This is a genomic window from Paenibacillus xylanexedens (assembly GCF_007680605.1).
GTDB classification, from domain to species: domain Bacteria; phylum Bacillota; class Bacilli; order Paenibacillales; family Paenibacillaceae; genus Paenibacillus; species Paenibacillus xylanexedens_B.
This window is the reverse complement of sequence record NZ_VEIO01000004.1, coordinates 108,092-128,568: the sequence shown is the minus strand read 5'-3', so window position 1 is coordinate 128,568 and position 20,477 is coordinate 108,092. Positions and strand designations below refer to the sequence as shown.

Below are 20,477 nucleotides of genomic sequence, written 5' to 3'. Positions count from 1 at the left end.
AAGATAAGTGTAGCAGAACAACCTTCATTTCCGCAGTGTGGTGAAATGAAGGTTGTTTTTTTGTATTTTATTTAGTAGCAAGCTCGCAGATTAGACCAGTTGCTACTCCGAATTTACGGAGGCTTAGGCGATGGTCAGGCGGTTAATATTACCGGACAAAATTTCACAGGAACGCTCGAATTTCTCAACCTCGGCTTGATCGAGATTTAATTCGATAATCTCTTGAATGCCGCCCTCTCCGATGATTGCAGGGACTCCTGCACATACATTCCGCTGTCCATATTCGCCATCGAGAATCGCGGATACGGCAATGATTTTATGCTCGTCATTCAGGATGGAGCGAGTAATATGGGCAAGTGCATTCCCGATGCCAAACTGGGTTGAACCTTTACGGGTGAAAATCTCCCAGCCGGCATCTTTCGTTTTTTTGGCGATATCGTCCAGATCCAGATGTTTGAAGCGTTCCTTGTGTTGATCCAAAATGTGCAGAATAGGCTTGCCGCCAATGGTAACATGGGACCAAGCCACAAATTGGGACTCGCCATGCTCACCGAGTGCGTAGCCGTGTACGCTGCGCGGGTCGATGGAGAATACCTCGGAGAGCAGTGTTTTGAGCCGTGAAGAGTCGATCGAAGTTCCCGTCCCGATGACACGCTCACGCGGCAAACCGGACAATTTCCATACCATATACGTAACAATGTCCACGGGGTTGGCTGCGACAACAAAGATGCCGTTAAAACCACTGTTCATGATCGGAACCACGATATCTTTGGCAATGGATTCTGCTTCCTCCAGAACATCCAGTCTTGTCTGTCCAGGCTTTGGATTGGCTCCAGCGGTCAAAATGATGACATCCATACTGCCGCAATCGGCATACGTTCCTGCGTATACTTTCGTTCGGTTGTGTGTAAAGTCCATGCAATGGGAAAAATCGAGTGCCTGTGCTACCGCACGGTCATACGTCCGATCGACCATCATAATCTCCCTGCATATCGATTGATTGATCATCGAATATGCACAACTTGAACCCACAAGACCCGCCCCGATGACCGCCACTTTTCCTGATTTGCCTAACACTGCCTTCAGCCTCCGTTTACATTGGATTTATCCGTTACTTGATTATTGTTATGTTAAGTATAGTGCTTTATTTTATGCTGAAATTCAATTCTACGTTACATAAGATAACACATGGAAAAGCTATACAGCAATGATTCCCTCTGTCGCGGGAGCGTGTTGGAGTAGTGGAGTTAACAAAATTGACATCAATTTGATGCACTCCGAAATTTAGACGGCATTTGCATATCCCGTTTTCGACATGACAGCATTCCTGTAGCTTGTCGGATGAAGAGGTTTTTTTGCGAAATATAGACCTGACAAAAGTTCTTACGAATCCCCAGAAACAGAACTAAACCGTCAAAGGGTTCTGCAAGCAGACTGACGAATACTTACCGACATGCAAGAGAAAAGCACTGGCGGGTTACATGAGGAAGGTTGTTTTAGGGTTGTTCAGGTATCATGTGCATCGTCCATTGTTGTGCAAGAGAAAGGTCACCCGAACCGATGACAGTTCGTTGCAGGAACGCTAAAGTCGTTATTTTGCAAGCCCAAAAACTTCATACCGGGAGGGAATTCATGATGATTGAAGAAGTAGGAGCAACGACGGAAACGGCCAAGAGCCTGGGGATAGGTGCCAGTACTCTTCGTAAATATGCAGCAGCACTCGAGGAGCAGGGATATCGTTTCGAACGTTCTGCGAATAAATCCAGATTGTTCAAATCCGATGATATCGAGTGCATCGAACGTCTGATGACTGAGCTTAGAGAGCATAACCTGCCGCTGGCTGATGCAGTGGTCACGGTACTATCCCCAGCAGAAGGGAAAACAGAACAGCATTCTGTCCAAGCCATTCGTGAGCAAACAGAACAGGAGTGTGCTGTAGCCAGTACGGTCTTATCCGGATCTAATCCATTACCGCCGCTGGAAGTGGATCAGTACGGTCAATTGAGATCTTATGAAGGACTCGGCCAGCTTGTAAGTGAGGTTACCTACGGTGCGGTTGAACCCAAGCCGGAAGAGGACGATCGCGTGCAGGTGTTACAGCACCGGGTGGATGAACTGGAGCTGACACTCCAGCATCTGGCGGAGACTCATCTTGCGCTCCAGGAACAGATGGAGAAGCAACGTCAGTGGATGAACGAAAAACTGGAGGAAGAACGGGATCGCGAACTCGTGACCAATTTGCGCAGCTATCAGGGGCGAAAACGAAAGTCTAAAATCACTTCACTCCGTATGTTGTTTGGCTTGATGCCAAAGAAACATAAAGAAGCTTAAATGGTTCTGCATTATGGAGGATCGTGATTTCACATATACAGCCTGCTATAATTAGCTCCAATACAACATGAAGTCCAGCCGCTGATCAGTCGTTTTCTCAGGACAGGATAGGGAAATCGGTCAGACACCAGAAAGCTGGCGTGGGAGGCAACGTGGAGCTGGAGCGAAGCTGGCAAAGATTACTCGGATTATTTACAGATCGCCCTGGACGACAAGGAACAATCATAGGGGATCGTTATGTGATACGGGATCTTCTCGGCATGGGGAGTTATGGACTGACCTATCTGTGCGTGGATCAGCAGACGGGAAGGGAAGTCGCGTTGAAGGAATCAAAGCCGAGCAAGGGAAGGCTTGCTGCGCGGCTACTGAGCAGGGAAGCGGATGTGTTACAGCACCTGAATCATCCAGCAATTCCGAAGCTTTTGGATGCTTTTAACGTGCGAAGACGGAATTATATGGTGACAGAGTATGTCCGCGGACAGACGCTGGAACAATTGATCTTCGAAGAAGGACAGCAATATACAGAGCGTGAATGCGTGGAACTCGCTTGTCAGCTGTTGGCCCCGGTAGCTCATGTACACAAGCAGGGATTCATTCATGGCGATGTCCGAATCCCTAACGTCATTGTAAGAGAGGGTCGAGTGTATTTAATTGATTTTGGCCTGGCAAGACGCTTGGGGGAGCCGTTGTTGCCAGAGTTAAAACGCCGAATGAAAGATGTGCCTGAGCCTGAAGACGAACCGGCTATACCTGATCAGGATTTGCAGGATATCGGTCACTTTCTGCTTTTCATGCTGTATTCGGCCTATGAGCCGCAGAAGGGTAGCGCTCCTGCCAGCTGGCAGGAGGAGCTTCAGCTTACGTCTGAACTGCATGAGATGCTGGAGCGGCTTCTCGGGCTTCGTCCGGGTTACGAGGGCGGGGCAGGAGAGTTGCAGCGTGAGATGGATCGGATGAGAGCGTTGCTGTAGAAGCAGAAGAGCGCAGTAGAAGTTTATATAAATTAAAAAGCGGGGTGTTCCGAAGGCCGTGCGTGCGGTATCGATGGAACACCCCTTTTTTATATTTGGTGGTCAAGAGCCAGGTTCAAGTGAGGGTGGAGCCGGGACCGACGTAGAGTCATATCAGAATTGAGCCAAATTCAATCAGAGTTGAGTAAATCTAGACCTTAGCTATTGTGCACAACAATGTGGTATGTTCCGTACCGTTTAGCTGGAGCTATACTTTCTGCTTTTGTAATACCCTGATCCATGGCGCTGATCCCTGTACTTCATATCGGATGAGGAATAGCGCTTGTAGCTGCGTTTGCCAGAGGAACTGCTGTATTTTTTATAGGAACGTCTGTTGGAAGAACTGTAACGTTTATGGTGAGATGAGGACTTGGAGTCGATGAGTTTGCCTATGAGTTTCTTAAACATGAGTCGTTCATCCTTTCGTGTTCAGTTATTTTTATGCTAATACGTAGCTTGCCCAAGAGGGGTTTCGTGTTTTTGGAGAAAAAAACACTCATTCATTCAAAGCTTGGCGTATAATAGGATGTTGGTTCAGTTATCGGAATTTTTTATTTTGAGCGTTTCGCGTTACAATAGAAGACAGGATAAGATCATAACGGACAAGGAGTAGTTGGCATGATCACGATAAAGACGAAAGAACAGATTGAACAAATGAGAAAAGCTGGAGAAATTCTGGCTGCGTGCCATAGAGAAATTGCAAAACTGATTCGTCCGGGAATCACAACACAGGAAATTGACCAGTTTGCAGAGGCATTTATGAAAAAAAATGGCGCTATACCGGAGCAAAAGGGCTACAACGGGTACCCTTATGCGACATGCGCGTCGGTTAATGACGTGATCTGTCACGGCTTTCCGGGAAAATATGCGCTAAAAGACGGCGATATCGTTACCATCGACATGGTCGTGAATTTGGATGGCTGGCTGGCGGACTCGGCTTGGTCTTATGCAGTGGGAAATGTAAGTCCTGAAGCGCAACATTTGCTAGACGTGACGAAAAACTCTCTCTACAAAGGCATTGAGCTTGCTATTGTCGGTAACCGGATCGGAGATATCTCACATGCCATTCAAACGTATGCTGAAGGAGAAGGACTGTCCGTGGTTCGTGAATTTATTGGACACGGTATCGGAGAGAAGATGCATGAAGAACCGCAGGTTCCTCACTACGGCCCGCCGCATCGCGGTCCACGTCTCAAGGAAGGTATGGTCATCACGATTGAACCGATGTTAAACATTGGAACATTCCGCAGCAAGCTGGATTCGGATGGTTGGACTGCACGTACTTTGGATGGAAGCCTGTCTGCTCAGTATGAACATACCATTGCCGTTACCGCCGATGGACCGGTCATTCTGACTGCACAATAAGGTAGGTTGACTACACACAGAACGGAAGCCTATGTGCACGGTATGAACAACTCATGTCATTATGCAGAGGGTTCAGCTATTTTCGCTGTGCTGTAAGGTTGGTATAGAGCTTTTATGTGACGATATTTGTATATTTTCGGGCGGCCCACGTTTGTGATCCGCCTGTTTCGGTTTAAACTATTATGAAGATCAACATAGAGCCCGTGGTGCGCCTGTATTACTGCAGATGACAAGGACTGACCTTGGAGCCACTGGGAATCAGGAGGTTATTTTGATGACTGTAAACAAACAGATCGTACTGGCGTCCCGTCCTGAAGGGACCCCATCCAAAGAGAATTTTGAATTCGTTGAGGCATCGCTACCTGAACCGGAAGCCGGGCAAGTGCTGGTTCGTACATTATATTTGTCAGTCGACCCGTACATGCGGGGACGAATGAAAGATACGAAATCCTATGCACCGCCGTATGCCCTGAATGAAGTTATTAAAGGGGGCACGATCGGGCAGGTTGTGGAATCCTCCGAGCCAAATTTACGCAAAGGTGATCTGGTGACAGGGATGTGGGGCTGGCAGCAATATGCTGCGGTCAATACAACGGATCTGTCGCTGATTGATTCAGACGAGGCTCCAATCACAGCCTATCTCGGTGCATTGGGCCTGACGGGTTTGACCGCGTATTTCGGCATGGAGGATATCGGAAAACCCAAAGATGGAGAGACCGTTGTGGTCTCAGGTGCGGCAGGAGCTGTGGGGATGATTGCAGGTCAGATCGGTAAAATCGTCGGTGCGCGTGTGGTCGGTATCGCAGGTTCTGACGATAAATGTACCTATCTGAGAGAAAAGCTTGGTTTCGACGTTGTGCTGAACTATAAGACGGAGCAAGATATGTCGGCAGCGATTGAAAAGGCTTGTCCTGACGGGGTCGACGTATACTTCGACAATGTTGGCGGCGATATTTCGGATGCCGTACTGCGTCATATCAATCGGAATGCGCGTATTCCGCTGTGCGGACAGATCTCGTCTTATAATCTGGAGAAACCGGATATCGGCATGCGTCCACAAACGCTGCTGCTAACGAACACGGCGCTGATGAAAGGTTTTCTGCTGGGCGACTACACGAAGTCTTTCAAGGAAGGCCGCGCCAAGTTGGCCAAGTGGATTCAGGAAGGCAAGTTGCAATATGAAGAGAACATTGTGGATGGCTTCGAACGGACGCCAGAAGCTTTCATCGGTCTTTTCTCCGGAGATAATCTGGGCAAACAGCTGGTAAAGGTTGCAGACCCCGAATAGATGAAGTCGAGTTAGATCATTTGGGTTGATGGATGAATTCATTCATTCTACCTATCATAGTGACTTCCGTATATATCGTTATGATCAAGTGGTTCTAGACTGCGATTGCTCATATTCTGATGTTGAAGACAAACAAAAGCAGGAATAGGAGAAAGAGCAACGGCTGGAACAAAAGCAAAAGTGAAACCAAAAGCGCTAAACAAAGGCTGGAACAAACTAGAACAGAAACTAGAACAAGAGTAGGGCAAAAGTAGATCAAAACAAAGTAGGGCAAAAGCAAAAGACACGTTCTTGGCACCTTTTGACGGTGTGTTGAACGTGTCTTTTTAAGTTGATGTTGATGTGATCGATGTGATTGCTAGATGCTCAATACCTTAATTGTTAAATTGTTAAATTCTAATTGCTCTAGACCTATAAGAATCATGGCAGAGCCGGGTGTATTAGCTACCATCTAGTTCTGAACAGCGAGCACTTCCTTATAGTGTTTGTACATATATACACGCCAGCGCACTATCATACCGAACGCTAGCAGGAAGAACAGGCCGCCTGTCTGCGGAATGCTGACATATTGCTGGATGACTTCATGCAGAATCAGGCGTACAGCCAGAAGTCCTAGCAAAATGAAGGCAAAGCTGCGGGAACGTGTGGCAAAAATCTCTTCTCCTACGCGTTCAAACTTGGTGCTGCGAATGAGTGGATACGAAAAAATAAACCAGCCGACCAGAAGCGCGATGAGCGCCCACAACCATGGAACATGGGTCTCCGGTACAACAAACATAAAAAAGCCTGTGCTCATGCCGAGCGGCGGAATAATGATTTTACGGATGGTGACCGGCCGGTGGCTGGCTTTCATACGAATGAAGATGGCAAGTAAGGCCATGACAAGCATGCCAACGGTCGCCCCGATTTGAAGATAGTACGGAGAGATTTGAGCCACGTAAACGCCCTCTTTCTACTATGATATGTAATCCGTTGAATCGGATAAGATACAAAAAGACCTGATTTTTCAGTTTCTATTATAGCACAAACACAGGAACTCGATAGAACGCATATCTTTTAAAAATGCAGGCAATATTGATCGTTCTTTATTCGGAAAATATGTAGAAAATGTCTGAAAACGCTGAAGAAAGCAGATTTTGCCGAATTTTCGATCCAAGCAGGGAAGGGTTTTCCCGCAGGCGTGAAGGGGCACGTCAAGGGAAAGTGACATAGCAGGGGGCAAAAAGTGGGGAAAAATGCCCTTCAGTAGGTTTCAAGACACGCTCTAGTATTGTTCCCGCTGAGTTGTCGTTTATTCGAATAAAAGGAAATTAAGCAGATAGAGTAACAGATGTACTAATGACTGCACTAAGAAGAGATTACTGCAACAGATGTCAGGCGTGGGATGGTGTATCTAAACTCGTTAACCTCTGCTCCTGCTCCTGCACATCAGCCCTGCAGGCTAACGATCACCAGGAGCCTTATTTGCCGCATTTTCTGCTCATTTTAATTCTAACGATCAGGAGAAACCTTATTTTGTGAATTTTCGGTCTTTTTCACGGTTTCCAGCCCCGTTTCGAGAGAATAGCGTCTCTGGTGATCGTTAGAATTTCAAGAGGCTGTTTATCGAGCGTATAAGGTCTGTGGTGATCGTTAGAATTCCGACGTACTTACGGAGTCTCAACTTTGTTGGGGGGATTGTAGTAGATTGGTCAGATTCAACGGATCAGACGGCGGAGGTGAGCTTAGTTGCAGGCATGCTTGGATTAGAGCGCGTAGCATGTGCTGGAACTTAAACGTTACGAACAGCCTGGTTCGTTTGGTTGGACAGGGCTTCGATTACTGGGTGCATCCCGTCCAGACCATCTTTCCTTGTTTGGTTACTTACTCGTGTCCTGACTGTTCTCTTTTGCTTGGGTACTTAGGCTGGTTTCGTCGTGTTTCCTCACCTCATGTGTACAAGGCTGACCACGCTCAGTCTTGCCATGAAGAGGGGCACCGCCTGTGCCAGGAGCTACAAGCGGTGCGGAAAAGGGGACTTCGTTCGTTTGATTAGATAGACTTCGATTACTGGGTGTAGCTCAAGTCCTGAGAGCATCTTCCTTCGTTCGGTTACTTACGAGCGTCTTGGCTGTTTTTCTCTTGCTCGGATATTTAGGATACTTAGCGTTGTCCAGAACGTTAACTCCTGTTCATAGGAACGATAAGCTAAAAATGCTGGAGTATATCCCGACAGAGTTAGCCTCGCCCTTGTTTATACGTCTTCGGACAGGTGGCGCAGCCCGTGGAGAAAAGCGGATACGGTCAGACGCAGGCTATCGTCCGGACTGAAATCCATGCCGAAGCCGCCCTGTGCCTCAATGGAGGCAAAACCATGGCAGAGGCTGCGTAATCCCCGAACAGCATGCAATGCTTGCGCTTCGGTGAGGGGGTATGGTTGCAAGGTATGCAGCAGCATGTTCAGCAGAGCTGTTTTGCATGCCGCGAGCTGCGGTTCATTCAGGTCGGGCGCATGGTATGAGGCTTCGTAGAGCCCGGGATGCTGGCGAACGAAGCCTATATAAGCGGCGGCGATGGCTTGAATGGCCTCGTCGCCGGTGCGGTCAGCCACAGCCTCGTTTACGGCAAGGCTGAGCTGTTGCACTGACATCAGCGCCAGTTCCTGGCGAAGCCCGGGGAGTCCGCTGATGTGGTTATAGAGCGACGGCGAGCGCACATCCAGCCGCTTCGCAAGAGCGGCCAGGGTCAGCGCCTCGAAGCCGTCGCTGTCCACGATCTGGATCGCGGCGTCAAGCAGCGCGCCGCGATCCAGACCTTGCCGGGGGCTCATCGCAGCCCCCCGGCTGGTTGCAGTCGCTGCCGAGCATCAGCGACTGCCGCGCGCATGGCCGCCGCGGGCTGGCGGAGCATTCGTCCGTGGCCAACGGCCAGCACGGACGGCTCCAGCTCCGCCAGGCGCTTCGCGCTGGCTAGTGCCGCTTCGCGATTCCACGTGGCCAGCGCAGGGAACGGGAAGAGCGGGCGCACGCGGCCGGACACGGCGAGGCCCCCGCGCACTTGATACGCATCGCCGACGATCAACACGCGGCTGCGTGTATCCATGAAGGCCATATGCCCAGGCGTATGGCCTGGAGAAGCAATAGCGACCAGCGATCCGATCTGGTCGCCATCTTCGAGCAGGCGATCCGGCTTCGTACGGATGCCTTTGGGCACGCTGCCGCGTACCGGGGTCTGCGGCTCGTGCGGCAACAGCGATGTGTCCCCGGTTAACAGCTTGGCATCTCGGCTGGAGATGCATACCTCGGCATCGGGGAGCGCATCCTTGAGACCATCAAGCGCCCCAACGTGATCCGCATGGGCATGGGTTAGGATGATGGTGGTGATGGGTTTCCCCAAGGAAGCGGCTGTCTCCAGAATACCTTTGAGACTGAATGGCATGCCTGCATCTATCAGGGTCAAGCCTTGTTCCTCTTCAACAAGATAGACATTTACAGGAAAGAGACGGGGAAGAAATGAGACCTGGTGAACATCGAATTCACGGGTAACATGCATCGGAAATCCTCCTAAAACTAATGATGTTAGTAATATAACTAATGACATTAGTTTATGCAATATAAATTTTCGTCGTAACCGGATAACTTCTAAATCAGCTTGAAATCAAACTTTACAAAAAAAGCGTTTTCAAAATGAAGATTAGCGATTATAATAATCACGTAAGCCCTTTCATATGTCTATCTTATTGGAGCCCTTCGCGAAGCGATAGGCTCACTTTTTTATGCCTAGAACGTTTTTAACATCAGGTTTTGAACCAGCTTTCAACAGACTACCAAGAGAGTGTAAGTATTGATATAACAGGGAAAACTACGATTCAATGACGTTCAGGAGCAAATGTTGACAAACATAACTGTTATTCATATAATGACAGTTATACTTACCTTGGAATGAAGTTCATCGGTGTTGTATGCCGGGAAGGGAGTAAGTTATGAACAGCGAATTTACCATTGCGGTGCATTGTCTTGTTTTTCTATCGATGAGAAGCGAGTGTATGGCCAACAGTGAAGACCTGTCTCAAAGTGTGGGTACACACCCGGCCAGAGTCCGCAAGGTACTGAGTGTTCTGCGTAAACATGGTTACTTGACCACCAAAGAAGGTGCTCATGGGGGATACTTGCTTAGTCGGCCAAGTGAAGAGATCAAGCTTGGAGAAGTGTACAGGTTGGTCGCTGGAGGTTCGCTAGGGCCAAGCTGGTGCTCAGGCGAATCGGGTTCACCGTGTAAAGTTTCCTCTAATATGCAAGGTGTAATGGGAGCTATATACGATGGAGGAGAAGAGGCGCTGAGCGCTTATTTCGACCGTATATCCATTTTTGATGTGATGCAAAGCATCGAGCGCGGAGAAGGACCTTTTCCGATGGAAGAAGTATCTACCGAAGAGAAGACCTGAATGGGTGCTGTCAGAGTCATCGCATTAAGTATATGATGATGACGTGGTTAAACAGTCATGGGAGAGAAGTGTAAGAGATACGTATGCTCCGGTGTAAAAGAGTTTGAAAGATGAGGTAATTCCGGGCATAACGTGAACACAGATGGGGAGCGTTCGTCTGCGCTGATGTTATTTTCGGAAGGCCTGTGCTTGGGGCGGATTGGCTTTCAAGGCGTGCTTTGCGAACGTAAAAATATAATATTCCAAACAGAACTAAGGAGTGGAACACATGTCCGTTACTGAAAAAAATGAAACACTGAGCGTCATCAGCGAACGTCACGCGGTTAAAAAGTACGAGAAAGGTTTTGTATTGCCAGAGGCTGACCTGAACGCAATCTTGACTGCAGCTTCCGAAGCACCGTCTTCCTGGAACCTGCAACACTGGAGATTCCTCGTGATTGAATCCGAAGCAGACAAAGCAAAATTGTTGCCGATCGCTTACGGACAAACTCAAGTAGTGGACAGCTCCGTAACGATTGCCGTTCTTGGTGATCTGGAAGCGAACCGCAATACATTCATCTACGATCAAGCTGTTGAAGCTGGCGCACTGCCTGCTGAAGTTCGCGACGCGTTGGTGGGTCAAATTAACGGTGCTTACCAAAACCCGCAAATCGCTCGTGATGAAGCGATCCGCAACGCTTCTTTTGCTTCCCAGAACATTATGCTGGCAGCACGTTCCCTGGGTTACGACACTTGCCCAATGGGCGGATACAACCCGCAGCAATTGATCGAAGCATTCAACATCCCTGCACGCTTTGTACCAACTTTGCTGATTACTGTAGGTAAAGCTGCTGAGCCAGCTCGTCCATCAGGTCGCTTCCCGTTGTCCGAAGTCGTTGTAAAAGGTTCTTTCTAAGTCCATCTAAACTTGGATTATAGGTAGTAATATTCTAAGCGAGTACATCCTCTTATCGGAGGAAAGTACTCGCTTTTGCTATTTTCACAGATCGTCGGTACGGATTACGGTTGCTGTGTGCTCATTGAACGACCATGGTAAAACCCCGCATCTTCCAAAGAAGAAAGATGCGGGGTTTGCCATTCTATTCTTTTGTCCTGAGATACCTTTTACTTCTCCGGTGTTTCCGGGATTTGCGGTGTGAAGAAGGATTCCATGTGCTGGATGGCATTGTACATCATCACGGCAGCTTCAGCGCGAGTAATGGCTTGTTTCGGATGGAACTGTCCGTTCGCATCGAGTGCGCTGATCTTCAGCACCAGAGAACGCTGTACTGCGCCTTGGTACTCGGGTGTAAGCTCATTTTCGTCCGCAATGTCTACCGGCTGGATTTTGATCATAGGCAGACCCCCTTTGGCCTCAATCGCTTGCATGAGGAAGAGAGTATACTGTTCACGGGTAAGCGGTTTGGAAGGATCAATATTTTGCGGAAGCTTGATACTGTTGTACTGTGCGCGGATGAAGGCATCGCTGTACCAGACACCGTCTTTTACCACTGAGAAATAATCACTAGGCACAGGCATTTTAATAAAACGAATCGCATTCAGGTTTAAGTCCAGTCCGTCGACGATCAATTGAACGCCTTGCGCGGTACTTAGCTGTTCTTCTGGCTTGAACAAGTTATCGCTAACCCCTTTGATTAATCCATCCTGATGGAGAGATTCGATTTTGTCTGCACCCGGAATGCCTTGAATATCCGTGAATTTGGACGGCGCAGCATGGAGAGGGCCCGCGCTTAAGGAGAGTGTAAGCAGGGCTCCTGCTGTAAGGGTTGCTATAAAATTTTTCTTCATTTCGGTGTCGCCTCGCTTTTCCAGGAAGTTCATATCCCTTTGTTTTAAAGTGATTTGCCCCTATAGACGACCCTTTTGTTCAAAAGGTTGCTTTAATTTTCCACAAATTTATCCTTTGGATTGGTTCCGGTAATCCGTGGGGGACTGACCCATCATTTTGCTGAACAGTCGTGAAAAATAGTACGGGTCACTGAACCCCAGCTCGGAGCTGATCTGTTTGATGGTCCAATCGGTAAAATCAAGATAACGGCAGGAATGCTGGATTTTGAGCCGTAAGAAATAATCGATGGGTGAATGACCCGTCACCTGTTTGAATACTTGGGAATAATGCGGCACGGACAAGCGGGCATGCGCGGCCAGTTCCTTGAGTGTAACCCCGCTCTCCAGGTGCTCCAGCATATACTGTACAGAATACTCGGCTGCTTGTTTGCTGGTCATCACTCCGTTATCAGTTGCAGAGGCATAGGAACCGTAAGCAAGCAAGCCCAGCATGTAACCGATAATCTGTGAGGCAAAGGTCATCGTTTGCAGCGAATATCCGGTTTCGAGCGCGCCGTAACATTCATGAAAAAGCTCCAGCCATCGTTGTGCCTTCGCAGGTGGCATTGTTGTAATCTGCTGCGAGATCAAGGATTCGATATATGCATGGGCGTGTTCGCCGCGCAAGTGAAACCAGTATATGCTCCACGGTTCTTCCGTGTTGGCACCATAGATATGAGGAATGTGGGCGGGCAAAATAATCAGGTTCCCCGGTTGCACCTTACAGGTTTTACCCTGTTCCAGTTCATACCAGCCTGAGCCTTCCGTGCAGTACATCAGAATGTGTGAGTCACATCCTTCCGGGCGATCCCGGTAATGATGCTCTGCTTCATGGAAATATCCAATATCCGTGACATACAATCCCGATGTCACCGGGGAAGCAATTGCTTCCATCAGTAATGATTCGGGTAGCACCATTAGTTTTTGCCGGCGGAATCCGTCTGATTTACGTAACAGGGGTGGGCGGTGTGTTGGTCTCATATTTCATATTATGGTGAGGGAGGAAAGTGGAGTCAATGTTGTTATGAGTCCATGCTAAATAAAGGTGTAAAAAAATTACGTTCTTACTCAATACTGATGTATGTTTTTTACGAATTGGCTTATTATAAGAGAAAGGAGGGATAACATGTTAAGCAAAATAACGATGAGTAATTTTCGATCTTTTAAAAATACGACGGTTGTTGATATTCGCGCTACAGGATATAAAATACTTTCAGATAAAAATGTATACGCAGATACACTAAAGGGACTTTTTTTCGTAGGAGCGAATGCATCAGGTAAAACCAATGCCATTCGTGCATTGAAGTTACTGTTAGATCTTTTATTTGCTGAAAGAAAAATAGATATTGGAGCAGAGAGGTGTCTGTTTTCATCAGGAAAATCAATGAGCTTAGAGTATGAGTTCGAAATTAGCCATCATGAAATTAAATATTATATCGAATATATACGGGAACAGCGTACTTTAGTTGAAGTATTAACGGTTGCAGGTGAAGTTGTATTGAATCGAATTGGAAAAAATGCCAAATCGGAGATTACTGAAAATAAGGTGTATGAGGATATCGATACAGACATGTTAGTATTGAGAGAGATCTACTTTAATACAAAATTCAGAACTCAGAAAGTTTTAAAAGATTGGTTTGATTTTCTTATTAACTCGGTGTATATAGATGGATATAAAGAAACGGTTTTTTCTCCGGGGAACATTAACTTAACCATTGAAGATTATCTTGAGAACCATGGTGTGGATGAAATTAATACCTTTTTTGAGAAGTTTAATTTTAATCAGCGAATTGAGTACGCCAATTCAAGTTCGGGCAACTTTACGAAGCTACGATTGAACTTATTGGAAAAAGTAGTTTATTTCAAGCGCGAAGGTGTTGGAGAGCCTATTCCATTTTCTTTGGAGTCTCTTGGTAACCAAAAATTGTTGAGATTTCTGCCTGCATTCTTTCATTCGGTAAAAAATGGGGGCATGTTAATCGTTGATGAGTTTAGCAGCGGTTTACACAACTTCCTCGAAGAATTACTGATCAGATATTTTATGAATGGTTCAAAAAACTCACAATTATTCATCGTATCTCATTCAACTAATTTACTATCAAATTCCCTTCTTAGACCTGATCAGATTTATGCTGTAGATTTTAATGGAGATGAAGGAAGTTTATTAAAGAGATTCTCAAGTGAGCAACCACGTGTCGCACAAAATTTAGAGAAAATGTACACAAGCGGTGTATTCGGCGGGATTCCAGCATATAAGGATGATATCTTTTGATCAAAATTAACAAGGACAAAAATATCGGGAAAGTGCTGCTCATTGTTGAAGGAGAACGTACAGAATTTTATTTGCTGCGAAAAATATTCACCCAAATCTTCGACTATCAATACGAAAAAATGGATCGAATGAGGAAATATAAAAAATACAATGAAAAAGATGGAATTCATTCATCCATATTTGTTATCAACGCAAAAGATCCTGCTATATCTACGATTCATACTCAGGAGGATTTTTTGGATGAAATTTTTGAGAAACTCATTGTTGAATATCAGTTTCCAGTAGATCGTGCTGCTATTTTTTATGTCTTTGATCGAGATGTCAGGTCGAATACGGACGCAGTTTTAATACGAAATTTATTACGTAACCTAAGTAGCTCCAGAGATAGTAATGACTTTGATCGTCAAGGTCTGCTGTTATTAAGTTATCCTTCTATAGAGAGCTTTGTTGCATCCAATTTTATGGAGGACTCTTTTCGTTTAACATTTGAAACGGGGAAGGAACTAAAGCAATATTTAGATTCAAACAGGATGAATCAAAGTAAGATAACGGAACAAACGTTGTTAAAAGCTGTGTCTGAGATGTTATCTGGAATGCAACACTTAGGTGTAACAGAGTATAGTATTGATCAGTTCTCCGATACCAATTTGTTTATATTCAATCAACAGGAAGAATTTTATATCACGAAACAACAATACCAGCTGCTGAGTTTGCTCAGCATGATCTTGCTCGATTTAGGGTTAGTTGAGATTATAGAGGGACAATAGTAGATCCTGGTTCCGTCATTTAATATCGATGGTGAAAAACTAAACTTCGTTATAGGGGAACAATGGGCGATCGTTCGTTGTTCTCTTTTTTGTCAATGATACAAAATTTCGGTAAAAGGCGGAAAAAACGTTTGACAGTCATATAGACTGCCTTTATTATACGTATATAACTTACTAAACAGGTAGGAATAATAAAAATGACTGCAAACACTTGAACAGCATAACGTTCTCACCGTATAGACGGAGGAACACCGCAGTGCATTTTACCGATGAAGCATACACGACTTAGGGGTTGGTATGACTTGATGAAGGGAAGAATGCGCAGGGGGTTCCTCCGTCTTTTTGTTCTTTTCTGGTGCGTACCGCTGTTCTGCCGACCTGTAGTTGATCATGCAAGTTTATATCGGGGGGAGTGTAAGATGATGAAAAAGAGAGTTCACAAAGGAATTCTGATTGGGCTGGCATTGGTGTTAACGGGGGTGCTGGCGGCTTGCGGATCAGATAACGGCGGGTCAAGTGCAGCAGGTGCAGCCACAGGAACGGGGACAGATGGGAATAAGGAAGGCAGCAAGGCAGTTGAACTGCTCAATGTCTCCTATGACCCGACAAGGGAACTTTATGAGGAATATAACAAAGCATTTGCCGCCCATTGGCTGAAAGAGAAAGGCCAGGAAGTGACCATCAAACAATCTCACGGAGGTTCGGGTAAACAGAGCCGTTCCGTCATTGACGGACTGGATGCAGATGTGGTGACACTGGCACTGGGCTATGATATCGATGCGATTGAAGATAAAGGTCTGATTAATGCGGGCTGGCAGGACAAATACGAGCACAACAGCTCTCCGTACACGTCCACGATTGTATTTCTGGTGCGCAAAGGCAATCCGAAAGGCATCAAGGATTGGGATGATCTGATCAAAGGAGATACGCAGGTCATTACTCCGAATCCGAAGACATCAGGCGGAGCACGGTGGAACTATTTAGCGGCCTGGGGTTACGCGCTGAAGCATAACAACAATGACGAAGAGAAGGCAAAGCAGTTCGTGGCAGATCTGTTCAAACATGCCCCTGTGCTCGACTCGGGTGCTCGTGGGGCGACAACGACATTTGTGGAACGCGGCATTGGCGATGTGTTGCTGGCTTGGGAGAATGAAGCATTCCTTTCGGTAAAAGAATTAGGGCCGGACAAATTCGACATTGTCGTGCCTTCCATCAGCATTTTGGCTGAACCTCCTGTAGCGATCGTGGATAAAAATGTAGACAAAAAAGGCACTCGCGACGTGGCGGATGCTTATCTCCAATACCTTTACAGCGAAGAAGGCCAGACGATTGCTGCCGAAAATTATTACCGTCCTACGCTAGATAGCGTAAAGGAGAAATTCAAGGATCAGTTTCCGAAGCTGGAGCTCTTTACGTTAAAAGATGTCTTTGGGACTTGGCGGGATACCCAGGCCAAACACTTTAATGATGGGGGCATTTTCGACCAGATCTACGTGCCGGGCAGCTAAGGACAACAGGGCAACAGCATCAAAAGTGAGCAAAAGAATCAATCAAGGCAAATCAATCAATCGAAGTACCCAAGCGAAGCAAAAAATCAAAGCAAAAAAACAAATTAAACATATTGGACTGTACGGGGCCAACCAGCCTGACCGGCTGACGGCAGAGAGGATGAATAGGTATGAGCAAGGTTATCGCGGCCCGGGGAAGGCGGACATTGCCGGGATTCGGATTAACGATGGGGTACAGCGTGCTTTACCTGAGTCTGGTCGTGCTGATTCCGCTGACGGCACTGTTATTCAACTCCACGGGATTGACCTGGGCAACGATGGTGGAGGTGGCTACCAATCCAAGGGTGCTGGCTTCGTTCCGGGTCAGTTTTCTGACAGCTGGTGCGGCGGCACTAATTGATCTGTTCCTGGGCCTGCTACTGGCCTGGGTGCTGGTTCGGTATGAATTCCCTGGCAAACGATTGTTCGATGCGGTGATTGATCTTCCGTTTGCGCTACCCACGGCAGTAGCCGGGGTGGCTCTGACGGCGATCTATGCCGGGAATGGATGGATTGGACAATTGGTAGAACCTTTGGGCATCAAGCTGGCTTACTCTCAAGTTGGAATTACACTCGCACTTATGTTTATCGGCATTCCCTTTGTCGTGCGTACGGTACAGCCAGTGCTGGAAGAGCTTGAAGCTGAGGTCGAAGAAGCAGCGGCGACGCTGGGTGCGGGGCGATGGCGGATATTCCGTACCGTTTTGCTACCGGATCTCGTCCCGCCGTTGCTGACGGGGTTTGCGCTAGCTTTTGCAAGGGGTATTGGTGAGTATGGTTCGGTCGTATTTATTTCGGGCAATATGCCGATGAAAACGGAAATTGCGCCGCTGCTCATCATGTCCAAGCTGGAGCAGTTTGATTATGCAGGAGCTACAGCCGTAGCCTTACTGCTTTTGTTGATCTCGTTTATCCTGTTGCTCATCATCAATTCTCTGCAACGCTGGAGCCGGAAGGCAGGGAGAGTGTGATTGCAGCAATAGCAATAGGAGAGTCCGGAAGACTGTCAGACCACTTCACATTCTGTCCGTGCGGCTTGCCCGTTCGTGGCGGCCCGGATGGATTTACATTGCCACAATGTGGCACACTCACCAAACCGAAGGAGGTGTACGTATGGCGGGTTCTGTTCCCCTTAGTCCTGTTCCACCTGTAAAAACCGGTCGCAGTACAAATCGCGCCACAACAGAAGCGCCTTGGGTAAAATGGCTACTGATCGGACTTGCGAGTCTCGTCCTGATCTGGCTGCTGATTCTGCCGCTGGTCATCGTGCTCATGGAAGCGTTGAAGCAAGGCTGGGGGGTCTACATCGCTGCGCTGACGGAACCGGATGCCTGGTCTGCACTGAAGCTGACCCTGCTGGTTGCCGCAATAACCGTTCCGCTTAACACGATCTTTGGCGTGGCAGCGGCTTGGGTCATCACCAAGTTCCAATTCAAAGGTAAAGGACTGCTCATCACACTGATTGATCTTCCCTTTTCCATCTCGCCTGTCGTTGGCGGTTTGATCTTTGTTCTGGTGTTTGGCTCAAACGGATGGTTTGGCCCTTGGCTATCTCAGCATGATATCAAAATCATTTTTGCACTTCCGGGAATTATCATTGCGACGTTGTTTATTACCTTTCCTTTTGTAGCAAGAGAGCTGATTCCACTGATGGAGGATCAGGGCACCCGGGAAGAAGAAGCGGCTGTAACACTTGGAGCCTCCGGGTGGCGCATCTTCTGGAGTGTGACATTACCCAACATTAAATGGGGGCTTCTCTACGGGGTCATTCTGTGTAATGCACGTGCTATGGGTGAGTTTGGAGCGGTGTCGGTTGTATCCGGGCACATTCGTGGAGAAACGAATACCTTGCCGCTGCACGTCGAGATTTTGTATAACGAATATCAGTTTTCGGCCTCATTTGCGGTTGCCTCGCTGTTGTTAATCCTGGCTTTGGCTACATTGTTGCTCAAGAGCTGGCTTGGTCATAAAGCCGTCGCAGAAAAGGCATAGTGTGGGTGGACGGCGTAAAAAGACAGACTCAAAAGAATGCTGCTGTTGAGATGAAAATATCAATTGACAGCTGTTGGAAGCCCTGATATTGTATAAACCAAGTATATGGGTTGGATAAGAATGAATTATAAGTTAACGCTTGAAATACAGGTGTGTACAGGATGAATAACGGGTGATAGCCCGAGAAGAGGAGGCGGCTCAAGTGGCTAAGCCGTTAAAAGTGGATGAGGTATGGTTAAACCGAATTGCCGGGCAGCTGGATGACATGGAATTTGGTTCATTGCACATCGTGGTACATGAGGGACAGATTGTACAGATGGAGCGAACCGAGCGCAAGCGTTTTGAAAATACGTCCTCAGGCAGCGCCTCCAAATCCGGCAATACGGCTAGAAGCAGCTCCGCCCGTTCCGTTCGTGGATCGAACGCGAGTGCCAAAGGATAATAATAATAGCTTAGTGTCTTGGAACGCATCATTTTATCGTTTTTCATAAATAATCCTGTGTTACATGGTTGATTCCGAAAATAAAAAGGCTGTCCCTGTCATCGTGATGACTTAGGGACAGCCTTTTTTTGTGTACATATGGATCCTTAGGGTAAAAACGTTGCACCCCTCGGAAGGGGACAATGTTGAAGTTACGAAATGGAATGAATTTTTAACATGGATCAAACGCCTTTTTTCACTTCAAGCTTGTGATTAATCGGACGCGGATACAGATCTGCGAGGTGTGACAGGGGAGGAGGTATCCTCCACAACACTCTCATGTACTGGCGTAGCTGTATTACTATTACGATTGCTATGACTGCTGTCTTCATCCGTTTCCGAATGTCCGGCATATGGGCGTTCACTGCGAGAGCGTGATCCAGTCAAACCGAATCCGGAGACAAACAGAATAAGCTGTAGAGCAAGGGCATATGGAGCAGCCGCAAGTCCGATCAGATGAAGCAAAGAGCAGAGTGTGATCAAGAGGGATAGCCATTTGACCAGCGCTCCTGAAGTGCCACGCTTGGGGCTGGACCAAAGCAGGTAACCGTATAGTATCGTAAGCATGAGGGAAATGGCCTGAAACCATGGTAACAGGCTGTCCCAGGAATTCACAGCCGTAATAACGATACGCTCTGTGTAGAACAGATGTCCGATTAAAAGTGCAGTGGCCGTCAGTGCAGCAGGTTCAGCGGCAGGCCTGAAAACGGTCCAGATGGCACGGCCCCAGTGCACCGAATATGAATTTCGGCTGAGTTCATCCGATAGTGCAGTGCACTCCCGTTCAAGTGCTTTATGCATCAGGGCAAGCCTGGCGGGATCTTCATTTTTGACGCAGTCACGAATCTGATCCTGAAGCTGCGGGGAGAGGCATGAGGCCGCTTTGCAGGCGTGCATGGCTTTTAACAACTCATGCTGTTCCTCTGAAGGAGCTTCATATTTTCGTTGTTCCCAAATGGTAAGTAGTCCCAAAAGACCTGTGCTTATGTATAATGTATCTCGTACCCTCTGCATATGCCTCTCATGGCTGCGCCGAATTTCTGTGGCCGACCACAGATAAGTTGCCAGAAGCAATGCTACAACACCAAGCAGTATAAACGCGGCATCGGGATGTGATGACAGGTTATCCAACCAACGTTGAAACACAACATTTCCTCCTTTACAACCAACTTGA

20 protein-coding genes are annotated in these 20,477 nt (G+C 47.3%); 12 read left to right on the top strand and 8 right to left on the bottom strand.

Going from position 1 to position 20,477, the window contains the following annotated elements; translation table 11 throughout:
- Positions 1-123: 123 nt before the first annotated feature.
- On the bottom strand, positions 124-1,077 hold the full coding sequence (locus FS818_RS19960; RefSeq protein ID WP_145334020.1) for an L-lactate dehydrogenase: 954 nt from the start codon (positions 1,075-1,077) through the stop codon (positions 124-126).
- Positions 1,078-1,635: 558 nt separating this feature from the next.
- On the opposite strand from FS818_RS19960, the gene FS818_RS19955 reads away from it, so the two are divergent.
- Positions 1,636-2,331, top strand: a complete 696-nt coding sequence (locus FS818_RS19955) for a hypothetical protein (protein WP_145334018.1) — start codon at positions 1,636-1,638, stop codon at positions 2,329-2,331.
- A 152-nt stretch (positions 2,332-2,483) separates the two neighbouring features.
- Positions 2,484-3,302, top strand: a complete 819-nt coding sequence (locus tag FS818_RS19950; protein ID WP_260989923.1) for a protein kinase domain-containing protein — start codon at positions 2,484-2,486, stop codon at positions 3,300-3,302.
- Between the two features lie 237 nt (positions 3,303-3,539).
- On the opposite strand, the gene FS818_RS19945 is transcribed toward FS818_RS19950, so the two are convergent.
- Positions 3,540-3,749 carry a hypothetical protein gene (locus FS818_RS19945; protein WP_145334016.1) on the bottom strand — a complete coding sequence of 70 codons (210 nt, stop codon included), beginning with the start codon at positions 3,747-3,749 and terminating at the stop codon, positions 3,540-3,542.
- Between the two features lie 210 nt (positions 3,750-3,959).
- On the opposite strand from FS818_RS19945, the gene map reads away from it, so the two are divergent.
- The gene (map, locus tag FS818_RS19940; protein WP_145334014.1) at positions 3,960-4,706 is read left to right on the top strand and encodes a type I methionyl aminopeptidase; all 747 of its coding nucleotides are present in this window, start codon (positions 3,960-3,962) and stop codon (positions 4,704-4,706) included.
- A gap of 274 nt (positions 4,707-4,980) precedes the next feature.
- Positions 4,981-5,994 carry an NADP-dependent oxidoreductase gene (locus FS818_RS19935; RefSeq protein ID WP_145334012.1) on the top strand — a complete coding sequence of 338 codons (1,014 nt, stop codon included), beginning with the start codon at positions 4,981-4,983 and terminating at the stop codon, positions 5,992-5,994.
- A gap of 451 nt (positions 5,995-6,445) precedes the next feature.
- Here the strand turns inward: FS818_RS19935 and FS818_RS19930 are convergent, their stop codons facing one another.
- The 3 genes from FS818_RS19930 to FS818_RS19920 all read right to left on the bottom strand — a co-directional run bounded on the left by FS818_RS19930 (position 6,446) and on the right by FS818_RS19920 (position 9,525).
- Complete coding sequence (locus FS818_RS19930) at positions 6,446-6,931, bottom strand: CcdC family protein (protein ID WP_186331798.1); 486 nt, start codon at positions 6,929-6,931, stop codon at positions 6,446-6,448.
- A 1,296-nt stretch (positions 6,932-8,227) separates the two neighbouring features.
- Positions 8,228-8,803 (bottom strand): TetR/AcrR family transcriptional regulator, encoded by a 576-nt coding sequence (locus tag FS818_RS19925; protein ID WP_145334010.1) that lies wholly within the window; start codon positions 8,801-8,803, stop codon positions 8,228-8,230.
- Positions 8,800-9,525, bottom strand: a complete 726-nt coding sequence (locus FS818_RS19920) for an MBL fold metallo-hydrolase (RefSeq protein WP_145334008.1) — start codon at positions 9,523-9,525, stop codon at positions 8,800-8,802. Before FS818_RS19920 ends, FS818_RS19925 begins: the two co-directional genes overlap by 4 nt.
- A 430-nt stretch (positions 9,526-9,955) precedes the next feature.
- Between FS818_RS19920 and FS818_RS19915 the strand changes: the two genes are divergently transcribed.
- A complete protein-coding gene (locus FS818_RS19915) occupies positions 9,956-10,417 on the top strand; it encodes an RrF2 family transcriptional regulator (protein WP_145334006.1) in 462 nt (153 codons plus the stop codon).
- A gap of 268 nt (positions 10,418-10,685) precedes the next feature.
- Complete coding sequence (locus FS818_RS19910; RefSeq protein WP_123065584.1) at positions 10,686-11,312, top strand: nitroreductase family protein; 627 nt, start codon at positions 10,686-10,688, stop codon at positions 11,310-11,312.
- 209 nt (positions 11,313-11,521) lie between these two features.
- On the opposite strand, the gene FS818_RS19905 is transcribed toward FS818_RS19910, so the two are convergent.
- The gene (locus FS818_RS19905; RefSeq protein WP_145334004.1) at positions 11,522-12,205 is read right to left on the bottom strand and encodes an S-layer homology domain-containing protein; all 684 of its coding nucleotides are present in this window, start codon (positions 12,203-12,205) and stop codon (positions 11,522-11,524) included.
- 108 nt (positions 12,206-12,313) lie between these two features.
- Positions 12,314-13,225: an AraC family transcriptional regulator gene (locus FS818_RS19900; protein WP_145334002.1), complete on the bottom strand. Its 912-nt coding sequence runs from the start codon at positions 13,223-13,225 to the stop codon at positions 12,314-12,316.
- Positions 13,226-13,370: 145 nt separating this feature from the next.
- On the opposite strand from FS818_RS19900, the gene FS818_RS19895 reads away from it, so the two are divergent.
- From FS818_RS19895 to FS818_RS19870, 6 genes are all read left to right on the top strand, one after another.
- Positions 13,371-14,516 (top strand): AAA family ATPase, encoded by a 1,146-nt coding sequence (locus FS818_RS19895; protein ID WP_145334000.1) that lies wholly within the window; start codon positions 13,371-13,373, stop codon positions 14,514-14,516.
- On the top strand, positions 14,513-15,283 hold the full coding sequence (locus FS818_RS19890; RefSeq protein ID WP_145333998.1) for a hypothetical protein: 771 nt from the start codon (positions 14,513-14,515) through the stop codon (positions 15,281-15,283). The genes FS818_RS19895 and FS818_RS19890 overlap by 4 nt, the downstream gene beginning before the upstream one ends.
- Positions 15,284-15,705: 422 nt before the next feature.
- A complete protein-coding gene (locus tag FS818_RS19885) occupies positions 15,706-16,791 on the top strand; it encodes a sulfate ABC transporter substrate-binding protein (RefSeq protein WP_145334262.1) in 1,086 nt (361 codons plus the stop codon).
- Positions 16,792-16,961: 170 nt separating this feature from the next.
- Positions 16,962-17,801 carry a sulfate ABC transporter permease subunit CysT gene (cysT, locus tag FS818_RS19880; RefSeq protein ID WP_145333996.1) on the top strand — a complete coding sequence of 280 codons (840 nt, stop codon included), beginning with the start codon at positions 16,962-16,964 and terminating at the stop codon, positions 17,799-17,801.
- A gap of 142 nt (positions 17,802-17,943) precedes the next feature.
- Complete coding sequence (gene cysW / locus FS818_RS19875) at positions 17,944-18,822, top strand: sulfate ABC transporter permease subunit CysW (protein WP_145333995.1); 879 nt, start codon at positions 17,944-17,946, stop codon at positions 18,820-18,822.
- A gap of 202 nt (positions 18,823-19,024) precedes the next feature.
- Positions 19,025-19,264, top strand: coding sequence for a YezD family protein (locus FS818_RS19870; RefSeq protein WP_110898208.1), 240 nt, complete (start codon positions 19,025-19,027; stop codon positions 19,262-19,264).
- A 252-nt stretch (positions 19,265-19,516) separates the two neighbouring features.
- Here the strand turns inward: FS818_RS19870 and FS818_RS19865 are convergent, their stop codons facing one another.
- Entirely contained in the window at positions 19,517-20,449 is a 933-nt protein-coding gene (locus tag FS818_RS19865) for a hypothetical protein (protein ID WP_145333993.1), read from the bottom strand.
- Between the last annotated feature and the right edge of the window lie 28 nt (positions 20,450-20,477).

Coding starts and splice junctions, on each gene's coding strand:
- FS818_RS19955 (WP_145334018.1), top strand. CDS start 1,636: ATGATTGAAGAAGTAGGAGCAACGACGGAAACGGCCAAGAGCCTGGGG.
- FS818_RS19945 (WP_145334016.1), bottom strand. CDS start 3,749: ATGTTTAAGAAACTCATAGGCAAACTCATCGACTCCAAGTCCTCATCT.
- map (WP_145334014.1), top strand. CDS start 3,960: ATGATCACGATAAAGACGAAAGAACAGATTGAACAAATGAGAAAAGCT.
- FS818_RS19935 (WP_145334012.1), top strand. CDS start 4,981: ATGACTGTAAACAAACAGATCGTACTGGCGTCCCGTCCTGAAGGGACC.
- FS818_RS19925 (WP_145334010.1), bottom strand. CDS start 8,803: ATGAGCCCCCGGCAAGGTCTGGATCGCGGCGCGCTGCTTGACGCCGCG.
- FS818_RS19920 (WP_145334008.1), bottom strand. CDS start 9,525: ATGCATGTTACCCGTGAATTCGATGTTCACCAGGTCTCATTTCTTCCC.
- FS818_RS19915 (WP_145334006.1), top strand. CDS start 9,956: ATGAACAGCGAATTTACCATTGCGGTGCATTGTCTTGTTTTTCTATCG.
- FS818_RS19910 (WP_123065584.1), top strand. CDS start 10,686: ATGTCCGTTACTGAAAAAAATGAAACACTGAGCGTCATCAGCGAACGT.
- FS818_RS19905 (WP_145334004.1), bottom strand. CDS start 12,205: ATGAAGAAAAATTTTATAGCAACCCTTACAGCAGGAGCCCTGCTTACA.
- FS818_RS19900 (WP_145334002.1), bottom strand. CDS start 13,225: ATGAGACCAACACACCGCCCACCCCTGTTACGTAAATCAGACGGATTC.
- FS818_RS19895 (WP_145334000.1), top strand. CDS start 13,371: ATGTTAAGCAAAATAACGATGAGTAATTTTCGATCTTTTAAAAATACG.
- FS818_RS19885 (WP_145334262.1), top strand. CDS start 15,706: ATGAAAAAGAGAGTTCACAAAGGAATTCTGATTGGGCTGGCATTGGTG.
- cysT (WP_145333996.1), top strand. CDS start 16,962: ATGAGCAAGGTTATCGCGGCCCGGGGAAGGCGGACATTGCCGGGATTC.
- cysW (WP_145333995.1), top strand. CDS start 17,944: ATGGCGGGTTCTGTTCCCCTTAGTCCTGTTCCACCTGTAAAAACCGGT.